Below are 25,707 nucleotides of genomic sequence, written 5' to 3'. Positions count from 1 at the left end.
GTGTCCTCGCCCGTCGCAATGCCCAAGGGCTTTCGTCCGGGCCGGATGCGGCGGGTCGGACGCGTCAGGATAAGGCAGAACATCGCGGGTCTCAACGCTCCGAGCGGCTGCGCGCTGAGGTTTCGTCCGTCGGCGCGAGGTACGGATACAGGTTCCGCCGGTTCGGGTCGCAGAGTCCGGCCGAATTGTAGGCTGCCGCGCGGTCGCGAATCTCGCACAGCAGCGACGAATCCCCGGCCGGCGTCGCTGCGTCACGATCGATGCATATCCGATGATGAAAGCCGGCAACCATGTCCTGAAAGGCGGCGTCTCCCGCCAGGAGGAAGCCGACGTCGTCCACGGGTTCCCCCCGGCGCAGGCGGGCTTCGCAGGTTGTCGCCGCGAGGAAATAGAGCATCGCGAAGGCGCTCAGCCGGCCCATGTCGCCGAAACAGCGGAAGCAGCCGTGCACCAGCCGGTCGATCGCACGGATTTCCTGGCGGATCATCCGATCATACGCGACGAGTCGCTCCGCGCGGTCGTCGCCGGGCGTGGTCCTCGTCACAATCTCTGCCAGGCGCATGACGCCCAGGAGCGTATGTGCATTGCCGGTTGAGAAGAAGGGGTCGACGAACCCCGCGGTCGCCGGCAACATCGCCCAGTCGTTCCCGGCCGCATGCGACCGGAAACGCTGAATGCGGCCGCTTCGTATCATCGGCGTGATGGGGCGTGCCCGGGCGAACTGCCGTTGAATGGAAGGAAACATCGCGACCAGCCCTCCGAATTCCTGTTCGGGCGGCGTGGCCGGGTTGCTCGGGAAGCGCGTCGTATCGAGGGAAAAACCGGCGCTCGTCACACCGTTGTCAAAGCGGATGATCCACATCCAGCCACCGTCGAAGACGTGGTGCAGGGTCGCCTCATCCGCCGAAAACGGATGCTCGTCCGCGCCGTGAGTCGCGTGGAGTTCGTTCCACCGTGCGATGTCGCGAAAGTGGGCATAGATTGTTCGTGAGTTCGTGCGAATCCCCCTGAGCGCGTCCGGCACATCAAGTGCCGTCGGTATGACGCCGCTGCCGGTCGCGTCGATGACGAAATCCGCATCAATCGTGTGGTGTGCGCCGGCCCGTTCGAAGCAAGCTTGCCAGGTTGCGTTGCGGCGTTTTCTGCCAGCGCGGTGCAGCGCAACAGGCTCGGCATCCTCGAAGCAGGCAACGCCGGCGCGGCACGCCTCGCCAAAGAGATACGCGTCGAACTCCGATCGAAGCCACTGGCAATCAGAGCGCTCGATGTCCGGATTCGACGCGACGAATAGTTCGTTGGCGTGGTCGGCCCGCCGCAAAAACGGACGGTTCGGAATATGATGAATATAGGCAAAGCCGCGCTTGGGGCCGCATGGAATGGTCGGGTGTGCTTGTCGCCAGTCGCCGTAACGGGCAAACGATTGCAACTGAGGAAGGCCCTGCTCGACTGCGATGCGTTCGATCAGCAGGTTCGCGATCGGCGTGGACGATTCACCGATTGCGAACCTCGGGTGGTGCGACCGATCGACCAGGGCGACGCGCATGCCGTGGCGCTGCATCATTTGCGCAATCATCGAGCCGCCGAAACCGGAGCCGATGACGAGCAATTCTGCGCGCATGTGACTCATGCTCGCGCCGCTCGGCCCTTCGCCTTGGTGCCCGCGCCGGATGGGCGGCACTGTGTCGCGTTCATCTGGGCGATTCGATCGATCCGCGCTGCATCTTCGGCCTCGACGATAAAGCGGTGAGCGTCCCACAGATCCGCAAAAACCCGGCCGCGTCCGAGCGACAGCCCGTATTCCACGGCGGTTTCCAGCGAAGCCAGCTGGGGCGGCGAGAACTGACCCATTCCCTGGAGGGCATCCAATGCCCCATTGCCCGGGCGCGTCGGAATCACCACGCAGCACTCGACGCCGATGGAGAAAGCCCAGTCGAGTGAGCGCATCGCCCAGTGCAGACCGTCGGCCTCGGATTGAAACGGGGCCCGCAGGAGGATGAACGCTCGCACGCCGATGCCGCGTGCCAAGAGAAATTCCGCCGCCTTCCGGTAATCATCGAGCGTCATTCGCTTGTTCAGCAACGGAAGTACGCCCAGGTCCACGGTCTCCAGGCCCATCGCGACCTCCAGCCGGCCGTCAATCAGGTCGGCAAACGCCGTGCACCGATCGTTGACCAGCCGCGGATGGCATTCAATAATGACAGTTCGATGGCACTTCACGAGTCGCGCGATGTCCGGGAGGTCCGTCGGCGGAACAGCCTGCGCATCGAAGAAGTTGCCGGCGTTGTAGAGCTTGACATGCGGGGCCGGGGCAAGCTCCGACAAGGCGTGGCGAATCTGCTCGATGACCATCCCCGGCCGGGACCGCGTCCTCGTGGTGTGCGTCCACAGGTCGCACATCAGGCAGCGGAACGGACACTCCTTGTTCGTGATGAAGATCGTCGCGACGTCTTCAAGCCGTCCATCGCGCTGATACTCGGGCTCGACCAGACATGCGTAGGCCCGCTGCGGGTCCACCGTCGCGCGTGGACCGCGCCGAGACAGAATCCACTCATCATCCATTCGCGGCAGCGCGCCGGCTGTTTCAGGCTTCATACATCGCATGATACCGCCGACGATAAGCGGCCTCCCGCAACACGAATCGGGCGTCAATGGTCTCTCGCGGCGCGACGCCATGCTGGAATCGCCGCTTCGGAAAGACGGGCATCTCCAGCCCCGTCACCGCGCGAATGCCTTCGGCCGTGATGCGGCCCTTCAGTTCGTACAGGCGCTCGTGCGACCAGTCAGTCAACTCGATGAATGGAATGCCCTCCGCGATTTCGATCAGGCGCGGAAGTGTGAACGGGCTGAATCCGACGAATCCCTGCGACACATGCACGGCAAAGTTTCGGACGTAGGCACGGCTCAGACCCCCGCTGTAGGTGTGCGAATGTTTGAACGATCCGACGCCCCAGCCCTCGTGATAGAGCAGGGGATTGTTCAGCACGCTGCGGATGGTCAATTCCGGATTTTCCTCGATGGGATAGTCTTTCAGATTCTCGTCGCCGCCGTCACCGTCAAAGAGATACCGCCAGTCCGGGTAGCGCTTGCGGATGCCGCGCGTCAGCGCCAGGAGCATCGTTGCCGCCTCGATGTCGAGCGGTTTGTAATCTTCGATGACACGCAGGGTTTCATTCGGGTCCAGTGCGTCGGCCGTGGTGTCGATCGGTTCGAGCAGGTAGCCCAGTTTCAGAGGTTCAAGAAACCGCCGCGCCTGGCGCAGGTCGTCGCCGTCACCATTGACACTGAGCGTGAATGCCTTCAGACGCCCCGGATGCGAGCCGGTCTCCAGCAAAGCGCAATAGGTCGTGAGCAGCACCGCACCGCTGTCGATGCCGCCGGAGAAGCATACACCGATCGGCGAATCCGCCGGCAACCTGCGGATATGCTTGATGATTTCGTCCTTGAGGGCCGTGATATATCGCTCGCCGATCCGCGATGGCTCGGCCGGCAGGGCGGCGCGCGCGGGATCGAAGAATCGCCGATGGACCGGGCTTGGATCGGGGCAGCCGACCAGCTCCAGCTCCGTGATGTAATGGGCCGGCACCATCCGCGTGTATGTGGGATGAAACTGATCCGATAGACCGTTCGCCAGGAGGTGAGCGTGGATTTCGTCGATCCGATGCGCGACGATGAGCACCGGCCCATCGTGATGCTTTGCGAGGAAGTAGCGCATCGGCACGCCCAGCGATCTCGCCATTCGTACCGTCCTTCCGACGATCGCGACCAGTGCGAAATGTCCGTCGATCGATCGCACACCCTCGGCGTCGCCGCGGGCGATGCGGGAACGCGCCTCGTCAATCGACAGATTGTGGATGCAACAATGATGTTGAGATGTCAGATCGACGACACGGTGTATATATTGCGATGATTGCATAGGTCGGCCTCAGTTCCGCATCCGGATCGGATAACCCGTGGAGTTTACCGGTTTCATTCGTGATTAGAAATACAGCGATCCATCCGTCGGCCGATCTGCGACGTGGTCCTTTCGTGGTTTTGGCCGCACGGCGGCGCGATGGGGGGAGGCGGCGTTCCTCGGAGTCGACGCTTCATCGAACTGGCTGGTTCAGGCGGGGCGATCGGCCGTCCGCTCATTATCTGAGTACTCGCCCGGACTGGCGGAGATGAACTGATTCTCGCTGACGCACCTGTGATTCGCGGAATTCGGTGCGATTCCGGATGAGCCCCGATTCGTTGCGTCGCAGGGCCGGGGCCGGTGATGTTAATGCGAGCCCATCAGATCAAGCAGCAGAAATGTCAGCGGAGCCAGCGCGATCTTTGCGAGTAGTGCCAATGGATAGACACTTGCGAATCCAACCGCGGGTGCATCGGTATCCGTCATGTCCGACGCGGCGGACAGACCGGGCGGGCTTGTCATGACAGCGCTGAGCCCGCCGCCCGCAAAGAGTGGATTCCATCGGAAGTATCTCCACATGAGCAGAAGCGCCGTCGTCGTGGTGACGAGAGTGATGATCGCTCCGGCCAGGAGCAGCTTCACGCCGGCTTCCCGAAGTACCGGCACAAGCTGCTGGCCGGCGGATGTGCCCGCTCCGGCGAGAAAGATCACCAATCCGAGTTCGCGGGCGAAATGCTTGGCGGCATTGGGTACATAGATGCGAAGCTTTCCGACGTGCCCCACATAGCCCATGATCAGCGCGACGATGAACGCGCCGCCGCCAATCCCAAGCCGAAAGCTCAAGCCGCCCGGCAGCGAAATCGGAATGAATCCGACGGCCGCACCCAGCGTGATGCCAGCAGCGAACGGTATCATGCTGGTCTCATCAAGGCGTCGCTCTTCCAGACCGACGACGGATGTCACCATCCTGACATCGGCCCGGCCTCCCACAAGCCTGAGCACATCACCAGGCTCCAGCGCCGTTTCGCCCCGAGGCGTAATCTCCACAACGCCGCGCCGAAGCCGCGTCGCAGTCACGCCATACTTTTCCCAGATGCGCAGCTCGCGCAGCCGTTTGCCGAAGACATCGGCCCGAGACACAACAACCAGTTCGCTGGCATAATCGGCTGCCCCGTCGGGCTTCGGCTCCGGTGTGATCGTTCCCAGAATCGCCTCCAGCTTGGCAAGTTCCTCCGGCGGGCCAACCGCCAGCACCACATCACCCATGTGCAGAATCGTGCCCGGACGAGCCGGCTGAACGTGACCTTCATGCTCGACGCGGCACAGCACGGCTCCGCTCAGGTGGAGCGCCTGCCATTCATCAATTGTGATTCCGGCGCAATTGGGATTTGTGATTCGAAAGGCACAGCGTTCGAGCGGCGTCACCCGAGCCGCCTGCTCCCGCTGAAACGCTTCGCCTGCCGCTTGGGCCGTCGTGCCCATGATGCGCGGGAGCAACTGCACGAAGATCACCACGGAGATGACGCTGAATGGATAGCCAATTGCGTAGCCCACTGCCGCGAAATCGGTGTTCGCCGGTTGAATTCGCCGCACCGCCTCAAGCACAGCGGCTAGGCCCGGCGTACAGGTCGTGCTTCCGGCGTAGAGACCGCCCGCAAGATGCGGGGCGATATTCAGCAGGCGTGCAAGTCCGATCGTGGTCAGTGCGCCGACGAGCGTCGCGCCGAGACCCACGACAAGGAATGACAGACCGTGCGACTTCAGCACGCGGAAAAAACGCGAACCTGACTGAAGTCCGACGGCATAGACGAACAGGACGAGGCCCAACTCCGTGAGTTCGTATGGCACGATGAACTGGAAATGCCCGGCGATCAGCGCCAGGAAGAATACGCCGGCCGAACTGAGCGACAGCCCGCGATACTTGAATGCTCCGATCGAAATGCCCGCAGCGATCAGGCCAAAGAGCAGGAAAAAGGGGGAGGAATGGAGTAACTGGACCACGATGATAGCGTCGGTCGTACGGCGTTCGCGGAAGCGCGAATTCGGTCAATCGCCGGCGCCTCCTGACACGAAATTCCGGCGCGGATCGTAATCCCGGGGAAGCCTTTGCGAAAGTCGGCGTCCGCGGGGCGGGGAATTTCTTCCGGTCCGTCAATTCCAGGTGCCAGACCTCGATTACCGGTTTCGGTCGCGATTTTCCACCCGATCACGCTCTCGTGGGGGCGGTCGATGGACAGGTAATTCGGACCCAGCCGCCTGTGGCTACGCCGCTCGGCCTTTTTTCTGATCGCTACATTTTTTTTGCAGTCCGCGCGGAGGGCTCGTTCGTGTCAGAGTTCGGACTCAGGCCTTCCTCGCAAAGGGAGAATCAAGATATGCTGCGTTTCATTATTGCCTCGGAATCTCGTGACGATCGTCGCAACCGGTCGCTCCTGTGTTCTGGCGGTGTTGCCGCCGCGCTTGCACTTTTTTGTGCCGTCGGCGTTGTCGCCGAGCAGAACACCGGATCCGGACCGCGCCCGCCGCTTGGTGGTGGGGGAGTGGTCATCGATCCCTTGCCTCCCGGGATTCCTTGCAATCCACCTCAGTTGCCGCCCGGCCCCATGCTGCCTTCGTACGCCCGCGGACAGATTCGTGAAACCTGCGGCGGAATCCTTCGGCCCGTCGCTGACAAGGCCGTCAAAGTCAAGCTGCTTGTGACGACGCAGGTCTTCTCATGCGATCCCAATTACAACCCGCCGGCAAGTTTTTTTGAGAGCGAAATCGCCACCGGCCAGACGGATTCCAATGGCGAGTTCGATATCGAGTTCTATACAGGCGTGGCGCCGAACAGCCCGCTGACGACAACCCAGGTGCGCATCGTCGTCATTGACGACAACGGCACCGTCCCAATCTGGCAGACCGCATTCTACGGCCAGAATCAGAATCAGGAGTATTTCGTCTATGAAGACGTGAACTACTGCGTCACCGAAGGCACTCGAATTCGCATCCTGAGTCCCAACGGTGGCGGCGTCCTGAATGCCGAACTCTATGTAAACGGAGTGCTCTATCCCGAGAGATCCAACGCGAACGGGTTCATCACGGTCAATCCGCCGCTTGCCGCCGGGTCCAAGCTTGTTGCTCGGGCACTGGTCCATGAAAGCGCGAGCGAACGCGACGGTCACAGCCGCGGCGGCACGCAAAACTGGAAATATCGTGCGTATATCACGAGCCTTCCGCTGATTCACGACGCCAACGGCGACAACCCGCGCTTTACTCCAACCCTTGTCACCGACCCCAACGGCGCTTATTCGCTTCAGTTGCAGCGCGACGCGGCGCACATCGGTCTGCACCTCGTGGCATCGGTCGAGTGGGACGCATCACCGAGCGAACTGAGCGGCCTCGCCAATGATCTTCGAGACGCTTCTGAATATCTGTACAACGCGACCGACGGTCAGATGCTCATTGAGCGCGTGGATATCTTCGATGACATGGCGCGCTGGGATGAGGCGGATTTCCGAATTTACGCCAATGCATCCCTCCGCGCCCATGTGGACTGGCCCGCCGACGGATTCTGGAGAAGCGACGATCTGTGCTGCTGGCGAAGCAGCCATATTCACATGTCGCGCAGCAACGACTCCCCGGTCTATGTACACGAGTTCGGACACTACGGCTTGCTCCTGAAGGATGAATACGAAGACGACAACGACACGCACTGCGCGCACGGTGTCGGTGGGGCGGATCCGAAATTCGCGAGCAACGGCGGAAAGGCATCCTGCATGATGTTCAATCAATGGAGCTATACGAAAATCTGTTCCATTCATCCGGACAATCCGCATCTCACCGGCACTCGACAGGGTAATCAGGACTGCTGGAGCGAGATCAAGGAGCACTTCACAGCGGAGGCCCCGGGACCGAATGGCGCACCGCGATGGCGAATCAGAACGCCGGTCGATCGCGGCGTCATCGTCGGGCGCCTTGCTGGAATTCCCGTTGACGACTGGCGGGCATTCGTCGGAATCGATGACGCCAATAATGTGCAACTATGTCAGCCGGTTCAGTTCAAGTGGTCCAGCCACAACGGGATGGCGCTCGGCGCGCGGGTATTCTCGAAAGACACCCGAGGCCGCATGATCGTTCAGGGATTCACCGATGCGACAGGCGTCATCAAGCCGTTTCAGAACAACGTGCGAACCGTTGCGGGAGTCCACATCGGTGATACGGTCGGTGCCCAGTGGACTGCGTATGTCGGCAACTCCTATCAGGTTCTTACAAAGAAAAGAAAATTCACACAGGATGATTGCACGAGTGCGCTTGTCGTACTGAAACCCGCTCCCGGACAGGTGCTGCCCTCGCAGCAGGTGCATCAACTCGTGGCTGAGGCGGCACCGTTTGATCTGGCGGTGCAGCTCGAGCCGATTGGTGTCGACGAAATCCTGGTTCGTGTTCGACCCGGCGCGGAACTGGCGTCCGCTCCGATTGTTCGGCTTTCCGTTGAGACCCAGTTAGCACCGCGAGACGTCCCAATGAGCCTCGAACCCGCGACCGGCGACTGGATCGGTCGAATGTCCGGATTTCCGGAGCAGTTCACCGTCATTGCCGAGGTAAGTGCCGTCAACGCGACCGGAGAGAGTGCCGAAGTCGTGACACAATCGACCATCGCCGGGGCCGCGCATGACGACGCGAGCGAGTTGGCGTCCGCCGACGGGCTCGTCGAGATCGAAGTGCAGGCCGGAGCATTCATGGAACCGACGCGAATCGCGATTGGAGGCTCCACCGCGCCGTTGCCGCATGACTTTCCCGGTCGCATGGTGGCTGGACCGATCGCCCTTTCAACAGACGGTGCGGTTTTGTCGGCTCCCGTCGTTCTGCGGTTCCTCCTTCCGTTCGACAGCCAGGAGTCCATGCTGAACGAGATCGATCCTCAGCTGCTTATTGTCCTGGCATTTGATGAGCAAACCGGCTTCTGGAATGAGATTGACTCGCGATTCCTGAACGGAAAACTCGCCGTGGAAACTCAGATTGCAAAACTCGGTGCGTTCGCGCTCATCGAGCGCGGTGCTGTCGGCCCCGCTGAAGTTCCGGTTGAGCAGGATGAATCCGGTGTCGACAGCGGCGAGGTGGATACGGCCGGAGGTCAAACCGTCGACAATGCCGATACGGAAACCGGTGGCGATCAATCAAGCGACAGTGCGGGTACGCCGGTTGATTTCGGCTCGGGCGCGTGCGGCGGCGGCGCGGCCATGGCCTCGTCGCTCATGCTTGCCATGATCGGCACGGGGCGTCGCATGCGGTCGAACCGGCGGCAGCGGCGCGTACGGCGTTGACTTGAAGTTTGACTTTGCAGGGGGCGAATGAACCGGCGTGCCGGAGCCTCCTGAGGCGGATAATCATCGACGGCTGCTTCTGATGAATCGGTTGAGTGTGTGCGAGTCATTCGCCGATTCATCAGGGCGCCGTCGGTGCGAGCTGCGTCACATCGACTCCGTGGTCCATGAAACCGGACGCGATCATCGAGCGGTAGTAGTCGGCTGAGGCCTTCGGTGTCAGTTGATTGATGTCGTCGCCGAGGCGGAACAGGCCGAAGTCGTAATCATATCCGAACAGCCATTCGAAGCTGTCCACCAGGGTCCAGTGGAAATAGCCGCGCACGTCGTAATTCGCTTCGAGGGTGCGGCGCACCGCCAGAAGATGCGTGTAGATGTAGTTCTGCCGCTTGCGGTCCGTGCGATCTGCCACGCCGTTCTCCGTGATGATGATCGGCTTGTGGTATCGACGGCTGAATTCCACGATCTGCACCTCAAGCCCCTCCGCATCGATCACCCAGCCGATGTCCGACACATTCTCGCCTTGGTTGTTCAGGATCGAGAGGAAGAACAGTGGCGACGCCACGGCGCGCTGATAGTAGTTGATTCCCACATAATCGACGGCTGACACGACTCCGTCCAGATGCGAGTAGTTGTGGTCAATACCCAGTTTGTACAGCGTTCCGAACGGGTCAAATGAGTCGCGCCGCCAGGCGGTGATCGACTGAATGCTCACAATCTTCGCATCAGACCGCGCGTCGCGGATGATTCCCGCCGCCTGCATGAAGACATCAATCAGCTTTTGATTAAGGCGGTCGTGATAGGGCCCGTCAAGCACCCGACCACCTTTGAAGAACCCGACCATCATGCCGAAGGCATAGGCATTCGGCTCGTTGATCGGTGCGTAGAGCTCAACATAGGGTGCCAACCGCTTCGTGATGACCTTGAGATAGGCGCCCCAGGCGTCGGCGGCGTGAGGATGCAGCCACCCGTGTTGGTCCGGATTGTTCACATCGCCGAGCCAGCTTGGAAACGTGAAATGCCAGAGACAGACCAGCGGCTCGATGCCCTCTTCCTTCAATCGCCGGACGATTCGGACATAGTGCTCAATGGCTGATTCATTGAATTCCCCCTGCGTCGGCTCAATGCGGGCCCACTCGATGCCGACGCGATAGTGCGTCACACCGAGATATTTCAGGGCGGCCAGGTCGCGCTCGAAATGGCTGAAGCTGCCGATACGGTCGTCTGGCTCTCGCACGAGGCCCAGAGTGCCAAATGCATCCCAGTCCGTAAGAAAGCTAAGTTCACCTGAAGGCAGTCGGCGGTCTTCTGTCTGAAAAGATGACGTCGATACACCCCACCAGAACGGCGGCGGATTCGCCGGCCGCGTCGCTGCGCCGACTTCCTCCGCGGGCAGCAGAACAAACGGCGCGGTCTGCTCCTCCGGCCCGCAGGCCGAAAAAAACAGGGGTATTATGAACAACGGCAAGTGAAATTGTCGTGACACGCAACACCCGTGAAATCGCGAGGCGGATCGGCCAGGATTCAAACGATTCAACCACCACTCGGCGATTTGCATTGTACAACTCGGCCGACGTTGCACAATCGGTTGAACGATGAATCAGGATGGAGTGAACCGGACCCGCGCGGTCGCAAACCACTGGATCGCCGCCGAATCAGGCGGGCTTTCGCCGCTCCGTCGTGGGATTCGCGATTGGATGTCCGGCGGCGCGCGAATTCATCTCGAACACATGCCGCCCGTCAGACACTCTACTTCACTGCCGCTTTTTCCTCGGATTTCTTTTCATCTTTGCCTTCGATGGCAAAGAGGGTGTTCCTGTTCGTGATGTAAAGCACGCCGTTGGCCGCGACGGGGGTCGTGTAAACGGAGTTGCCCATGTCGTTCGTCGCCAGGAGTTTCTTCTCTTTTCCGTGCTCAAAGACGAGCACCTCGCCGTCCTCCGTGCCGAGCATCACTTTGCCATCGACGTAATAGGGCGATCCCCAGATTGCCGAGAATGTGTCATGTCGCCAGTTCACTTTGCCCGTTTCGACATCCATGCAATAGAGAAATCCGCTCAGGTCCGCGGCATAGAGCAGGCCGTCGCGAATCGCACAGGTGCTGATGGAGCGGTTGAACTTGTCGTTGCCGATGTGCCAGATGCGACCGGACGTGGTGATGTCACCGCGCTTCGTGGCGTCGATCGAGTAGAAATGACCGATGCCCTCGCCGTGTTCCGGATCCTGACCCACGCAGAGATAGACCCTGTCATGGTGGATCACCGGTGTGGCGATGATTTCATTGGCTGTGCCGCGCCCGCCGAGTACATACTTTGCGTCTGGCGGATTCAAATGAAACTTCCACAGAAGCTCGCCAGACTTCGGCTCATAGGCATAGCAGGTGCCGTCGCCCCCGCCGAAAATGACCTGGGGTTTGCCCGCTACCATGCCATAGGCCGGGCTGGACCACTGACCGTGGAAGATTTTCTTGCCGACGTCATTCTTCTCCCAGACCAACTCACCGGTGTTCTTGTTGATCGCGAGAAAGTCCGGCGCATCGGGACTCGGGATATTAAGGTGGCCTTCGTCGACGCCGTTTGATGTGAGGACGAAAACAAGATCGCCGCCGATCACGGGAGATGCGGTCGCGAGGTTGTGCGGAAAAACGCCCAACTCCTCGATCATGTCATAGACCCAGATGAAGTCGGCGTCCTCTTTCTCGTTGTACTTTTCATCCTTGAACGGACCATCATTCTCACCATCGAGAAAGCCCTCGACATCCGCACAGATTACTTCGCAGCGATTGCTGACGTAATAGACGCGGTTGCCCTCAACCGCCGCGGTTGAGCAAATGCCCTGCTCAGGCCAGTCGTTGACGCGGCCAGCGGGCAGCTTGTCGTGCGTCGCCTGCCAGAGGAACTTGCCGGTCTTCTCATCGAAACAGAGCACGATTCCCTTGTCGCCTTTGATCTTGGGACGATATTCATGTTCATTGTTCGTGCCCACGAAGATGCGACCCCCGGCAACCACCGGATTGCCGTACGTCTGCGATCCGAGCGGAGCGGTCCACTTAATGTTGACGCCTTTCTTGGCATCCCATTTCGTGGGAATGCCCGTCTCGTCCGACACCATGTTGCGATCCGTCGAGCCGCCCCACATCGGCCAATCGCCTTTCTTCGGTTTCGTCGGTTCGCTGGCGAGTCCGGTTGGCGCTGCCAGAAGGATCGCCGCAATACAGAGCGAAAATACGATTGAACTCGCGGCCCACCGTGAAAGGTTGCGATGGCCCGCCGCGGCGCCGTCGGGCACGCGGACCTCGGCCGACACATTCAGGCTGATCTTGACATCGTCGTGCACGATCTTTTTCCTCCGTTCATCTATGCGCGGCGCGATCGTCGCGCGTTGGCAGTCGTTTTTTTTCATCCGCGAAATTCAGTTTCGCGTGACCTTGAGGTTGTCGAAAAACACTTCGGGACCGTTGCTCTTGTCCGTCGTGCCGTTGGAATACACAAACAAGCCGGGACAGCCCTCCAGGTTCGGACACTCGTCGTCGAAGCGAATCGTCCAGTCCTTCGGCTCGGCGTCTTCGCGCGGCCAGACCTTGCCCTGCACCGCCGATTTGCCGTTTGTCACATCGACGCGGAGCTTCATCCGATACCAGACATCGGGCTTGAACTCGAACGGAATGCGAAGGCGCTTTCCGTGGGTCGGTTCATCTCGCCAGCGAGAAAGCTCCAGTTCCTTCTGGGCGCCGAGCAGAATCAACTCGTAGCGGTCGTTGATAATGCCCATGTCCGGCTTGAACCGCTTTCGTGCCAACGAACCCAGAACGTCGGCCTCCACGGTGTAGCCCGCCTCCAGCGGCTGCCCGATGTATGCCCGCATTTTCCAGACCGGCGATGGCTTGCCTTTTTCCGCGAGCTTCTGAAGAACCTTGGATCCGTCCCGCTCGACGATCGATGTTTTGCCCATTGCACCGATCCAACCGGCCGGCGTCGAACCCAGCGCCAGCGTCTCGAAGTCTTCCTCGATCGGCAGCACTGGAGCGATTCGAACTCGCGCCGAGGCGGTCAGCCCGGCGACGTGGGCGTTGATCAGACCGGTTGAATATTGCACGCCCGTCGCGGCCGTAAAGGCGCCGCTCGGTGTCATCTCGCCCTGTATTCCCGCGATCGTCCATTCAACCTTCGTGGACGCGCCGTCAATTGCGGCGCCGTGGTCCGTGAAGAGCTTGACCATGAACTGAATGGTACCGCCCGGCCCGATGGTCACATCGCCGGGTTCGATGAGCACGGTCGCCGGTTTGGCATCTGCCCGGACGCTCATTTCTTGTGCCGGATCGGCGGCGGATACGCGCTGTACCTTCGCATCCTTTATCGCCAGGCAATAGCTGCCGTAGCGCGTCATGAAGTAAACTCGCCCATCCACGACGGCCGGCGAGCCATAGAGTTCGTCGATGGTGTGATTCGGGCCTTCGAAGGCCTGCTCGCTCAGTTTCTCGCAGTGGTCACCGGCGTCTTTCAGGATCCAGAACACGCCGTTCTGTTCGCCGACGTAGATCACCCCGTCCGCCGTGACCGTGGCAGAGCCCTTGCCAACGCGACCGAGTTTGAATTTCCAGAGCGGCTTGCCGGTCTCGGCATCGACGCAGTGCAGATTGGCGGAGTTGTCCACGATGTAAACTCGTCCATTCGCAAGGGCGGGTGACGCATACCCGGCATCGACGCCCTCGCTTCGCCACACTTCGCCCGTTGCGGTGATATCGCCGGTGCCCGTCGCGTCGATGCAGACGAGACGCCCCATGACCGTCGAGTCAATGTTCTCTTCGCTGTGCGACACGATAACATGATTGCCGCTCACCACCGGCGACGAATTCAGCCCCATCTTACTCAGCAGAAAACTCCAGATGATCTTCCCCGTGCGGCTCTCCAGTCCATAAACAGCGCCGTCGGCCGCCGGACAGATCAACTGTCGTCGCCCCGCGATTGTTGCGACGACCGGGCACGCGTAGGTCGTGTCCTTGCCGATGCCGGGAATCTCGCTCCACCACTTCACAGCCCCCGTATGCTTGTCAAACGCCACGTACCGATGCGCCGGTCGCGCGTGTCCGCCCCAGTTCGTATTCAAGAAACTGATGACGACGCGATCTTCGTCGACAACAGGCGTGTGCAGTCGGCCGCCGTATCCCGCGATACGGTTGAACTCCTCCGTCATGGAGTGTTTCCACAGCACCTTGCCGTCGCGGCTGAAGCAGATGAATTCACCGCCGGTTCCGTGGGCGTACACATTGCCCGTTTCCGCGTCGCCCGCCAGCGCCGTCCATCCGACGCGCTGCGCGACGATATCCGAGAAAAAGACGTTGAAATGAAAGTCCCAGATCGTCTTGCCCGTGCTGCCGTCGAGGCAGATCACGCGCTCCTGAAGGCAGTCGCCGTCTCCGACCGGAGCGATGAAAAACACACGGCCGCCCATCACCAGCGGTGTTGTTCGCCCCCCCTCGTTGCTTTTCCAGAGCAGGTTCTCTCCGCTCGGCGACCAGTTCTTCACAACGGCATTCTCGCGAACCAGCCCGCACTGATCCGGTCCGCGCCAGGAGGTCCAGTCCGCTCCGAGCGCGCTCGTTGAAATCGCCGCGACGACTGCCGCTCCGAATCCAGCAAGCCCGCGACGAAAACGCATGTTGTTCATCTTCTTTTCTCCCTTGTGTTCGGCGGCCGAATTCAAGTGGGTGGAACCGGCCTCCCGCGAATCCAGCGCTTCGATTTCATCTCAAATCGCGGCAGAGTGCCGGTAGGTACCATTGTGACGACGGGGCGAAAGTTCAATCGGTCGCGAATCGCCTCGGAGATCCGGCGAGCCAGAGCCGCCGGGGCGTCGCACGCGCCCGACGCTTCGATCTCAATCCGCAAATCCTGCTTTACCGCCAACTCGTCGACGCTGACTCGGTACTCCACGACGTCCCCGAATCGTCGAAGTATAGCCTCAATGGCAGTCGGAAATACATTGTTGCCGCGAACGGTGACCATGTCATCAATTCGCCCGAGGATGCCGCCGTTGAGGCGCACATACCAGCGTGTGCACGCGCAACGACCTCGTAACAAGCGGACTAGATCACCCGTGCGGTATCGAATCAGCGGCATGCCGAACCGCCCGAGGTTGGTCAGCACGAGTTCCCCTTCGTGGCCGTCGGGCACCGGCTCGGTCGTGCGCGGGTCAATTACTTCGGCGATGAACTCCGATTCGTTGATGTGCAGACCACCCGGACATTCAACGCATTCGAACGCGTAGGCGCCCATCTCCGTCATGCCGGCATGATCGAACACCCGCGCGCCCCACGCCGATTCAATCCGCTCGCGCGTCGCCGGGATGCTGCCGCCCGGCTCGCCTGCCACGAATAGCGACCGAATTGATGAACGGTCGAGTCGAATGCCCGCTTCAGCCGCGACCTCCGCCATGCGCAGCGCATACGTCGGCGTGCAGCACACAATTGTCGCTTCATTGTCGAGCATAAATCCAAGCCGCGCCTTCGTGGTCATGCCACCGGCCGGCAGGCAGAGATTGCCCAGTGCCGCGGCACTGTCAAAGGCCGCCCAGAATCCGATGAAAGGACCAAATGAAAACGGAAAGAAAAATCGATCCGTTGCGCGGACATCGCCTGCACGATAAATCACCGCCCAGAGCTTCATCCACCAGCCCCAGTCTTTGCCCCGGTCGAGCCACCGCATTGGCACTCCGCCGCTGCCGGATGTCTGGTGCATCCTCGAAAAATCGTCGATCGCGAAGGTCAGGTTTGTCCCATAGGGTGGATTCGACGCCTGATCCGCTTCAAGCTCCGCGCGCGTCGTGAACGGAAGTTGCTCAAGCGTCAGCTCATCGAGAAATGAATCGGGCCGGCTGATCGCCGATCCGAATTCCGCCTCCAGCTTCGCACGCTGAAATCGATTTGTCTGGATAACCGCTCGAATCAACCGGCGCAATTTCTCTCGTTGCGCCGATGCAATCTGTTCCGGCGTGCGCGTTTCCTCAGTCTGTTGGAAGAAAGGCATGGCTTGTCGATTCGCCGATCACCTTGCGCCGTATGCGCGGCTCCACCGTCGCCCACGATTGCGATCGCGCCGGTGACATTGCCAAGTGTAATCGCTCGGCCCGAATTGTTCATGTTCGGTCGCAATCAAACACACGCTAAACGAAGAGCCGCAGCCGCGCTCACGCGCTAAATCGACGAATCGACAGAAAATCGATCGGTTCGTTCGTGCCCCCGTTGATTGCCATGTCCGCAAGGGCCGATCCCACGATCGGCGCGAATTTGAACCCATGCCCTGAAAAGCCGCCCGCGATCAACACCTGCTCATGCCGCGGATGCCGGTCAATTATGAAATGATCATCAGGCGTGTTCGTGTATAGGCACACTTTTCCGTCTACCAGCGGCCCATTCGCGGCCGGAAGGTAACGCGAGGAGTAGCTCCGCACGTCCGCCACATCGGCCTGAGTGACAAGACGATTGACGGCATCCGGCGATGTCGTCTCGCCGGCGTGATGCCGCGCAACTTTGACGCCCTCACGCTCGCGCATCGGAATGCCGTAATAAGCCGATGTTCCGACAAAATGAATGAATGACGGCATTCGCGCGGCGGTGAACGGCGCTGCTTCATCCGGGAGGAACCAGAGCTGCACCTGCCGCTCCACCCGCAGTGGCAGGTTCAACTCGGCCGCAAGCTTCGGAAGCCAGGGACCTGCCGTAATCACCAGGCTGCCCGCGTGAAATTCCGACGATTCGGTTCGGACTGAAAGGCCGTGCTTGCGCGGTGACCAGCCGACGACCCGCTCACCGGTCCTCACAACGGCGCCATGACGTCGTGCCTGTTCAGCATGAGTCCGGATGCAACGTTCCGGCGAAACAAATCCGCCCTCCGGCTCGAAGATGCCGACATCACTTTCAGGCAGGCTGAAAACAGCCCATCGCCGTTGCAGTTCCTCGGCAGTGAGAAGCTCGTGCGGCAGGCCGTGCATTCGAACGCTTTCAAGCACGCCCTCAATCGCGACGTGTCCGCGCGGACCAATATTCAGGCATCCCACCAGGTGCAGTAGCGTCTCTCCCGACTTGCGCTCCAGCGCTCGCCAAAGTTCGTACGAGCGATGCAGCAGCGGCACATACCGAGGATCCTCAAAATATGCCTTCCGGATCACTCGGCTTCGGCCGTGGGAACTGCCGAATTCGTGACCGATGTCATATTGTTCAAGCACGAGGGTCTTCGCGCCGCGACGTGCAAGATGAAACGCCGAGGCGCTGCCCATCGCGCCGCAGCCGATTACAATCACGTCATAGGTTTCGCTCATCGACTCCTCGGCATTCCTTACATCAAGGAGCGCAGCACGCGCTCGGCTGCATCCGCAAGGCGTGGCGTCGTCTCCTCGATCGGGCCGCCGATCACCTCATAGTCGTCCAGCACCGACAAACATGACGCAACGCCGTCGCCCGTCGTTCCGACAACCGCCACGCACGGAACATTCGCGCAGTGGGCCATGCGCGCCACGGAACCGACGACCTTTCCCATCAGCGATTGCCGATCAAGGCGTCCCTCTCCGGTGATGACCAGGTCCGCCTCCACGATCTTCTCGCGCAGGCCGATTGCGTCCGCGATCAGATCTACACCCGGTACAATGTGGGCATTCAGCAACGCCAGCAGCGGAAGTGCCACGCCCCCGGCGGACCCCGTGCCCGGCTCGTCTCGCAACGGCCGGCCGCTCATCCGCTCCAGCACGCCGGCCCAATTCGAAAGACCCGCATCCAGCTTCGCGACGGCCGAATCGTCCGCACCCTTCTGCGGACCGAAAACGACGGCCGCGCCATTCGGACCGCAGGCCGGGTTCAGTACGTCGCAGGCAATCGTGAACTCAACCTGCTCCAGATGTTCCGGTGGTCGATCCCATGCGAGCCGATCGATTCGAATCAGATCACCGCCGCCGGCTGGCGACGCGATCGGGCGGCGGTCGATATCCAGTGGGATAATGCCCAGTGCCTGAAGCATGCCCGCGCCGCCGTCTACGGTCGCACTCCCACCGAGCGCCAGAATAATCTGCTCGATGCCCGTCTCCATTGCTACGCGAATTGCCTGTCCCACTCCAAACGTCGTCGCGCGCAGTGGATCGCGCGGACGAGTCGTTGCCATCGAATAGCCGGCAATCGATGCAATCTCAATGACTGCCGTCGTGGCGTCTCGAATGAGGCCGATCGGTGCATCAATCGTGTCACCCATGGCGCCTGAAACCCGAGCCCGACGCATTTGCCCCCCGAGCGCCTGAACGAGAATTTCCAGCGTTCCTTCTCCGCCGTCAGCCATCGGCGCCTCGATGATCGTTGCCGACGGCTGCGCGCGGCGGACGCCTTCCGCGATCGCCGATGCCGCGGCGGTCGCGCTGATCGATCCCTTGAAGCTGTCCGGGGCAATGACGACTTTGGGCATTCCGGAATCATAAACCGCAACAACCGCACGGGAAGGCCCGGAAGCACACAGGCAATCGTGTCCGATTCACCGCGCCTGCAATGCGGTCTCAAATCGAACGATCGCATCACCGCGAATTCGGAGAACCTGGAATGGAATGCGGTCGCCCGGGTTCACCTGTTTCATTAGATGAGCCATCGGTGCAAGCTCTGCAACTGAAATGCCGCCGAACTTCGTTATGATATCTCCCGGCTGCAATTGACCGCGTGTCGCTTCGTTACCGGGCCCGGCCGATGTCACCACAAGCCCGATCGGCCGTGATACCCCGATTCGCGCCAGGTCGTCCGCGTTCATTTCGCGAAGCCCGAGCGAGAAGAACTGCTTCAGGAGGCGCGAGGCGTCCTGCGGTTTCAATGCGGCCAGCGGAACCTCGATGGTTCGTCGCTTGCCGTCCTTCTTGACGATGTCCAGCTTGAGCATCTGGCCGACCGGCGTCCGCTCCAGCAGGCTGAACGCTTCGATGAAATCGCGTGTTTGCTGATTGTCGATCGCGACGACCACGTCGCCCGCCTGAACATCCGCCGCGGCTGCCGGCGTATCAGGGTCCACCCGGCCGATCCGAACCCCGATCGGATGGTCTGCCGATCCTCCCCGCGTGCCGGCGGCGTCAAAGTGAATGCCAAAAACAACCTGCCTCAGGCGCTCGATATCGAGCATCTCCGGCAGGAGTTCGCTCAGACGATCCACGGGAATCGCAAACCCGATGTTCTGCGCGTCGCCGCGAATTGCCGTGTTGATGCCGATCAACTCGCCAAGCACATTCAACAGCGGTCCGCCAGAGTTGCCGGGGTTGATCGAGGCATCGGTCTGAATCAGCCCCCTGTAGGTATGCTGATTCCCGAATTCCAGTGTTCGATCCAGCGCGCTGATGACGCCCGTCGTCACGGTATGTTGCAGTCCGAGCGGGTTACCGATCGCGATGACCGTCTCACCCGGCATGAGATCATCGCTCCGGCCCAGCCGCAGATGCGGCAGTGTTCGCCGGGCGTTCACCTTCAGAACCGCCAGGTCGTGTTCGCGATCGATGGCGACCTCCTGTGCGTCGAGAATGTTGCCGTCGGCGAAGGTAACTTTGCACTCCGCCGCGCGATCGACGACATGCGCGTTCGTAACGAGGTAGCCGTCCGCATGAATCAGGAATCCGGAGCCCACGCTCTGCGTCTTGTACTTGCGGGGCCCGCGCATTGGAAAATCGAAAATGTCATCGAATAACCCGCCCATGCCCAGCGGACTTTGAACCGTGACGATCTTGGTCGTTGAGAGGTTGACCACCGCGGGGCTGCATTCCCGAAACACGCGAACCGCCGGCGTGATTCTCGCGGCCGGATCGAATCCCGGCGAATCATCGCCTTTCGCGGCCATTCCGCGCGCTGCAAGAAGGATCATGATGCAGATTGCGCCAGATCGCGCACACAAGGGCCGTATCGGCCGGGTTCGACGATCAGACATCGAGCACCTCATAACGCTTCTCCGTGTACGTCGATCCGATGCTCATGCAGTTCAGGTTGCGCTTCTTCAGGCGTTTCTCCCGATGGATGTGTCCCGAAAAAACATGAGTCACTGTTGGATAGTTCAGGATCACCTCGCCGAAAATCTCCGCGCCGTGAAAGGCCGTGGCAAATTCCCAGTCCGGCAGCACACTGTGTGGTATCATCTCCGAAAATGGCAGATGGTGGATCGCCGCGACAACCTGACGCGACCGACCGCTTACCGCATCCAGATGAGAACGGAGCCGCTCCGCCAGCCTTTGTGTAAAGGCTGCGTCACTCATCGGCAGCTTCACGCGGACCCCGTCCATCCAGCGGGCTGTCACCTGCATCGCGCCCTCGCTCAGATCGTCCCGGCGTTCCAGGAGCGATTGGTGTTCCTCCAGCCGTGCGGCGGCGCCGGGACCTACCTTGCTTTGAAAAAAGCGAAGCGGAATCTTCATGATCGAAGGCCGAAACGAAAAATCGTACCAGCCCACGTTTCCAACAAATGCGACATCGTCGAGAACGATCGGCCGCTGATCCAGAAAATGAAACCCATTGCGTGAAAAAACCTCGCCCAGCTCGTTCTCATAGCGATGTAGTGATGATGCCGCGCCAACCGTCCACAATTCGTGGTTACCCGCGACCGCCAGCTTCGCGCCGCGAAAACCATCGAACAATGCCAGCGATTCGTCCAGCACGCGAAGATCGCTCGATGCGCAGTCGCCGACGATCAGCAGCACATCCCCGCCGCGCTCGACGATTTCCCGCGCGATGGCTCGTGTCGGCTCCCGGCTCCGGCCCACGTCATAATGAAGATCGGCGGTGACGATCACTCGCATGGTGGCATTCAGAAACAACCGCCGAGATTCCCACCCGTCGATTTTGCGTGAACGCGTTCAGCGCGTTGCATCGGGCGCGCTTTGGGATGATGATCTCGCGGGGACTCGAAAGCAATTCTAGTTGGCAGGATGGATGGAAACAACGACGGACGCTCCCGTCCTACAGGTCAATGATCTGCACAAACGCTACCACCTCGGTGAAGAGGTCATCGACGCCCTTGCCGGCGTCAGCCTCCATGCCGAACGCGGCAGTTTCATCGCCATCATGGGCGCCAGCGGCTCAGGAAAAACCACGCTCCTGCATCTCATCGGTGGGCTCGACCTGCCGGATCGCGGCTCAGTCGGCGTCGACGGCCGTCGGGTCAATGAGTTGACCGATTCTGAAAGGACGCTATTTCGCCGCCGCCGACTGGGGATCATCTTCCAGTCGTTCAACCTCATGCCGACGCTCACGGCGCTTGAAAACGTCATGCTACCCTTGCTTGTTGATGGTATCGCCGCGGACCACGCTGAAAAACGCGCCAGGGATCTGCTTGATCAGGTTCGTCTCGGGCATCGGCTCAGACATCGGCCGGCCTTGATGTCCGGCGGCGAACAGCAGCGCGTCGCCATCGCCAGAGCGCTCATGGTCGATCCGGTGCTGGTCCTCGCCGACGAGCCCACGGGAAATCTCGACCCCACCTCGTCGCTCGAAGTCTGGCGGCTCTTGCGCCATCTCGCCACCGAGAGGAATACCGCCGTGCTCATGGTCACTCACGAATCCGCAGCCGCGGCGCAGGCGGACGTCGTTCATTTCATCAAGGCTGGCAGATTCACCGGATCAGCCGAGCCGAAGGGATGTGCAGATGCGGCACTGGTTGCAGCTCGCTACGCGGAACTGGCGGACTAGAGCGGGTCGATCGGCCCTCGCCGTCACCGCAGTCGCGCTCGGTGTCGGCGTCGTGGTCTGGGTCACTTGCTGCTACGAGTCCGTCCGCCGGGGCGTCACCAGTGTGGTGCTCGACTGGATCGGACGCTCGCATGTCGTCGTCGAGTCCACCGCCGGCGTTTGGGGGCACTTCGATGCCGAAGTCGCCAACTGGGTACGCGACATCAACGGCATTTCACGCTCTACCACCCGCACGCGCGAATACCTCGAGATCGCCGCTCGCCTCTCACCGGATTCACCGGCCGCAAGCCGGCCCGGCACCACATTTGCTGGCGAACCCGCTACTCCTCCCGACGACGCGTTCATCCGCGTCGAGGTCACGGGCATCGAGCCGGCCGCCGAAATCGACTTTCGGAGATATGTCATGGCGTCGGGGCGGATGCTCGCTCCGTCGGATCACCAGGCAATCATGCTCGAAGTCATGCTCGCGCGACAGTTGGGCGTCAACGTCGGTGACGCGGTTTGTCTTCGCCACCCGAACAGCGATGCCGCTGTTCGCGCGTGGACCGTGGTTGGAATCGTCGAGCGCCGACGTGCCAGCTTGAATCAGGCGCTCATGGCGTGGATGCCCTTGTCGGATGTGCAGACGCTCAGCCAGATGGCCGGGCGAATCAAGTCCGTCGAGCTGATCGCCGCAGATCCGAACTACGACAGTATCCGAAAGATCGCCGACACCGTCCGAAAGACGATCGAAACGAATGTCGCTCGGATGGAGGCTGCCGGCGAATCGCCGCCTCGGCTGGAGGTGCGAACGACCGAAGCCCAACTCCGAAAACTTGGCGCGGCGCAGGGACTCCTGCAATTCATCATGATGCTGCTTGCCTGCGTCGTCATGCTGACGGCCTTCTTCATCATCATCGCAACCATGAGTATGGGGGTGACCGAGCGGATCGCCGAATTGGGGCTGCTGCGCTGCATCGGCGTGACGCGACGACAGCTCTGCACGCTCATTTTTGTGCAGGCCCTGCCCTTCGGTGCCTTTGGCGTCATACTTGGCGTGCCTCTGGGGTTGGGTCTGCAATGGCTCACCCTCCAGTTCGTTCCCGAATACCTCGGTCATTTCGCGATCAGTCAGACCGGAATCGCCTTGGCCGTTTGCGGTGGCTTCGCCACGACCCTCGTTGGAGCGGCGTTTCCAGCCGTGCGTGCCTTTGAAGTGTCACCGGTCGAGGCAGCCCGATCCCCGGCGGATCCTGAGTATCTCAGGTGGGTCTGGATTGCCGCCGGTCTTGCGATTGTTATGCTCGTGGCACACGAACTCCTGAACCGCTCGCTTGACACCGGATCAGCCGTATTCGATGCTCAGTCAGTCGGGAGCGTCCTCCTGCTCTACACCGGCGCCGCGCTCCTCATGCCACTTTTGGTGATCGTACTCGGAAAGTCCGCCGTATTCCTCGCCGGCCGGTGCCTCGGCCTGCGACACGAACTGCTCGGCGAGGAAGTGCAAAAGGCCCCATTCCGATCCGCCGCCATCTGCTGCGGCCTCATGGTGGGCCTGTCACTGATCGTCGGACTCGTCGTCTGGGGCAAATCCGTCAAACAGGGCTGGCAATTCCCCAGGGAGTTTCCCGATGCGCTTATCTACTTCTACGAGGGCCGGCCGCTCGACAAGGTGCGAGAACTTCGAAATCTCCCCGGCATCAAGGATTTCGCCGTCACCGACGATTTCGGCTACTCACTCCGGCCGCCCGGAAAACGCAGCCTCTTTGGCACGTTATCCGTCATGGAGAATCTTCAGCGATTTCTCGCCATCGACCCCGACGAGGCCTTCCGAATCATCCGTCTGACCTTCCTCGAAGGCGATCAGGACGATGCTCGGCTTAAACTCAAGCAGGGGGGGCACATCCTTGTCACCCGCGAGTTTGCCTCCGCGCACGGGAAGAAACTCGGCGACAAAGTGCGAATCTACGCAAACTCCAAACGCGCTGACTTCATCATCGCCGGTATCATTGCTTCCCCCGGTCTCGACATCGCGATCAGCTTCTTCAACGCGGAGTCTTATTTCCAGTCCTATTCGGTCGGCGCGATCGTCGGAACGCTGGAGGACGCCAAAATGTTCTTCGGCATCGCATTCGGAAAGCTTCTTCTCATCAATTTCGATTTCGAGGAAAAGGCCGAACCCCTCACCTCGCCCGATGCCGTTCCCGGATTCATCCCCGGCGCGAACAGCGCGCCCGATGGTCGGCCCACATTTGCGCTCACCGGCAATTCGCCTTTGCCCGGAACTGGGCCTGAAATCGATCTTGTCAACGAGATACTCAGGAAGATGAACTATCCGGTTCGAGCCTTTGTGACCGCACGCGAACTCAAAAAGCAGATCGACAGCAACATCGATCGGGTGACACTGCTCCTGTCGGCCGTTCCGTTCGTCGGTCTGCTGATCTCCGCGATCGGATTGGCGAATCTCATGGCTGCCAGCGTGACAAGCCGCGCCCGGGAATTCGCCGTGCTCCGCGCCATTGGGATCACGCGAAGTCAGTTGATTCGCATGGTCGTGGGGGAGTCACTCGTGCTCGCGATCATCGGCTCCGCGGCGGGACTTTCGCTCGGACTGATCCTCGGGCGAACGAGCAATCTGATGACCGAAATGCTCTCCGGTTTTCATCCCGAATTCGCCGTGCCCTGGGCGTTGGTGGCGGCCGGCGCCGCCTTGGCGACATTGCTTTGCGTCTTTGCCGCGCTCGGCCCCGCGCGCTACGCCGGAAGAACAAACATCGTCGCGGCACTGCAGGATTAACCCCGATCCAGGCGATCCGGTTCTCTCAATGGAACAAACCGGCTGCTCACACGAGCATCAACCCGGTCGGAGTCCGACACGAATCGTCCGCTCGCGAGCGTCCACGTCGATCAGGGTGAATCGATACCATCGGCCCGACCGCCCACGAAACAGCTTCGACTGCCCCTGACCCATTCCGCGAATTTTCTGAATTCGATCGTTGCCGTCGTCCAGATCGATATCGACCGATCGATCATCGTCCACATCACGCAGCCTCAGGAAAATGCCGTCCGCAATCCGCTGTCGTTCCGGATTCGAATCGCGCCGGCGGCTCAGCGTGTAAACCGCGACGAATTCGCCTGTCTCCGCCGACGATCCGCGCGGCCGCTCCGCCGCATCGCGCTGATCATCCCGCGCCGACGTACGCCGATCCTCATGCGACTGATCGCGTCTTCCTTGCCTGGCTCCTCGACGTTCCGGTTCGCTTCGACTGCGCTCGAATTTTCCACCCCCAGCCTCATCACTGTCCGGCACAGGCTCCTCCGGCGGCGTCGACTCGCGAACCGCCGGACTCTCAATCGCCGTTGCCGCTGCCACGCGAACCTGTCCGCTCCGTATCCAGGCCTGTCGCGCCGGCTCCACGTCGTTCGGATAGGTTTGTTCCAATTGCCGTACGAAATCTGCCAGACCTGGCTGGTCCGGCCGAATGTCCAGCGCTTTCATTCCGCGCCGCCATGCCTCGGCGTGATCGCCTTTCGATTCGGAGATTCGTGCTTGCGACTCCCAGTAGGTCGCGGCCGTCGGGGCAAGTCGCTGAATGGCTGATGCCGATCGCCTGTCACCCGGATCCTGTCGAAGCGCCTGACAATAGGCATCATAGGCAACGTGTGCCTCGCCGCGGTCTTCTGCGGCATTGGCCGCCCGGATCGTCCGATTGCCGGTGGTCGAGCAGTTCAACGAAAGAGGCAGAATCCAGCCGGCGCCGCACGCAACGACGATGCGCAGCGCCGCCCTGCGACGTCGCAGTAATCGCGTCGGACCTGTGCCGAGCAGGAGGCGGGAGATAGGCATG

The 25,707-nt window shown here is 60.9% G+C and carries 16 protein-coding genes; 3 read left to right on the top strand and 13 right to left on the bottom strand.

Features of this window, described 5'->3' with window-relative positions:
• Positions 1-91: 91 nt before the first annotated feature.
• From KF841_04785 to KF841_04770, 4 genes are all read right to left on the bottom strand, one after another.
• Complete coding sequence (locus KF841_04785; protein ID MBX3394660.1) at positions 92-1,627, bottom strand: tryptophan 7-halogenase; 1,536 nt, start codon at positions 1,625-1,627, stop codon at positions 92-94.
• Entirely contained in the window at positions 1,624-2,514 is an 891-nt protein-coding gene (locus tag KF841_04780) for a radical SAM protein (protein ID MBX3394659.1), read from the bottom strand. The genes KF841_04785 and KF841_04780 overlap by 4 nt, the downstream gene beginning before the upstream one ends.
• 67 nt (positions 2,515-2,581) lie before the next feature.
• Positions 2,582-3,913, bottom strand: coding sequence for an asparagine synthetase B family protein (locus KF841_04775; GenBank protein MBX3394658.1), 1,332 nt, complete (start codon positions 3,911-3,913; stop codon positions 2,582-2,584).
• Positions 3,914-4,258: 345 nt separating this feature from the next.
• On the bottom strand, positions 4,259-5,893 hold the full coding sequence (locus KF841_04770; GenBank protein MBX3394657.1) for a hypothetical protein: 1,635 nt from the start codon (positions 5,891-5,893) through the stop codon (positions 4,259-4,261).
• A gap of 374 nt (positions 5,894-6,267) precedes the next feature.
• Here KF841_04770 and KF841_04765 point away from each other — a divergent pair, with 374 nt between their 5' ends.
• The gene (locus KF841_04765; GenBank protein MBX3394656.1) at positions 6,268-9,198 is read left to right on the top strand and encodes a hypothetical protein; all 2,931 of its coding nucleotides are present in this window, start codon (positions 6,268-6,270) and stop codon (positions 9,196-9,198) included.
• Positions 9,199-9,319: 121 nt separating this feature from the next.
• Here the strand turns inward: KF841_04765 and KF841_04760 are convergent, their stop codons facing one another.
• The 8 genes from KF841_04760 to KF841_04725 all read right to left on the bottom strand — a co-directional run bounded on the left by KF841_04760 (position 9,320) and on the right by KF841_04725 (position 20,991).
• A complete protein-coding gene (locus KF841_04760) occupies positions 9,320-10,666 on the bottom strand; it encodes a glycoside hydrolase family 1 protein (GenBank protein ID MBX3394655.1) in 1,347 nt (448 codons plus the stop codon).
• A gap of 281 nt (positions 10,667-10,947) precedes the next feature.
• Positions 10,948-12,600 (bottom strand): PQQ-binding-like beta-propeller repeat protein, encoded by a 1,653-nt coding sequence (locus tag KF841_04755; protein ID MBX3394654.1) that lies wholly within the window; start codon positions 12,598-12,600, stop codon positions 10,948-10,950.
• Between the two features lie 9 nt (positions 12,601-12,609).
• Positions 12,610-14,865, bottom strand: coding sequence for a PQQ-binding-like beta-propeller repeat protein (locus KF841_04750; GenBank protein MBX3394653.1), 2,256 nt, complete (start codon positions 14,863-14,865; stop codon positions 12,610-12,612).
• A 32-nt stretch (positions 14,866-14,897) separates the two neighbouring features.
• Positions 14,898-16,223 carry an AMP-binding protein gene (locus KF841_04745; GenBank protein ID MBX3394652.1) on the bottom strand — a complete coding sequence of 442 codons (1,326 nt, stop codon included), beginning with the start codon at positions 16,221-16,223 and terminating at the stop codon, positions 14,898-14,900.
• 160 nt (positions 16,224-16,383) lie between these two features.
• Positions 16,384-17,514, bottom strand: coding sequence for an N-methyl-L-tryptophan oxidase (gene solA, locus KF841_04740; GenBank protein MBX3394651.1), 1,131 nt, complete (start codon positions 17,512-17,514; stop codon positions 16,384-16,386).
• Positions 17,515-17,531: 17 nt separating this feature from the next.
• Positions 17,532-18,641, bottom strand: coding sequence for a glycerate kinase (locus tag KF841_04735; GenBank protein MBX3394650.1), 1,110 nt, complete (start codon positions 18,639-18,641; stop codon positions 17,532-17,534).
• A 66-nt stretch (positions 18,642-18,707) separates the two neighbouring features.
• Positions 18,708-20,129 carry a trypsin-like peptidase domain-containing protein gene (locus tag KF841_04730; GenBank protein MBX3394649.1) on the bottom strand — a complete coding sequence of 474 codons (1,422 nt, stop codon included), beginning with the start codon at positions 20,127-20,129 and terminating at the stop codon, positions 18,708-18,710.
• Positions 20,122-20,991: a metallophosphoesterase gene (locus tag KF841_04725; GenBank protein MBX3394648.1), complete on the bottom strand. Its 870-nt coding sequence runs from the start codon at positions 20,989-20,991 to the stop codon at positions 20,122-20,124. Before KF841_04725 ends, KF841_04730 begins: the two co-directional genes overlap by 8 nt.
• Positions 20,992-21,124: 133 nt before the next feature.
• On the opposite strand from KF841_04725, the gene KF841_04720 reads away from it, so the two are divergent.
• Positions 21,125-21,880 (top strand): ABC transporter ATP-binding protein, encoded by a 756-nt coding sequence (locus tag KF841_04720; protein ID MBX3394647.1) that lies wholly within the window; start codon positions 21,125-21,127, stop codon positions 21,878-21,880.
• The gene (locus KF841_04715; GenBank protein MBX3394646.1) at positions 21,837-24,656 is read left to right on the top strand and encodes an ABC transporter permease; all 2,820 of its coding nucleotides are present in this window, start codon (positions 21,837-21,839) and stop codon (positions 24,654-24,656) included. The genes KF841_04720 and KF841_04715 overlap by 44 nt, the downstream gene beginning before the upstream one ends.
• 57 nt (positions 24,657-24,713) lie before the next feature.
• Here the strand turns inward: KF841_04715 and KF841_04710 are convergent, their stop codons facing one another.
• Positions 24,714-25,706 (bottom strand): hypothetical protein, encoded by a 993-nt coding sequence (locus KF841_04710; GenBank protein ID MBX3394645.1) that lies wholly within the window; start codon positions 25,704-25,706, stop codon positions 24,714-24,716.
• Position 25,707: the final 1 nt, after the last annotated feature.

This window comes from Phycisphaerae bacterium (assembly GCA_019636475.1).
Classification (GTDB): Bacteria; Planctomycetota; Phycisphaerae; order UBA1845; family UTPLA1; genus JADJRI01.
The sequence above is the reverse complement of the archived record's forward strand: the minus strand, read 5'-3'. Positions and strand labels throughout refer to the sequence as shown.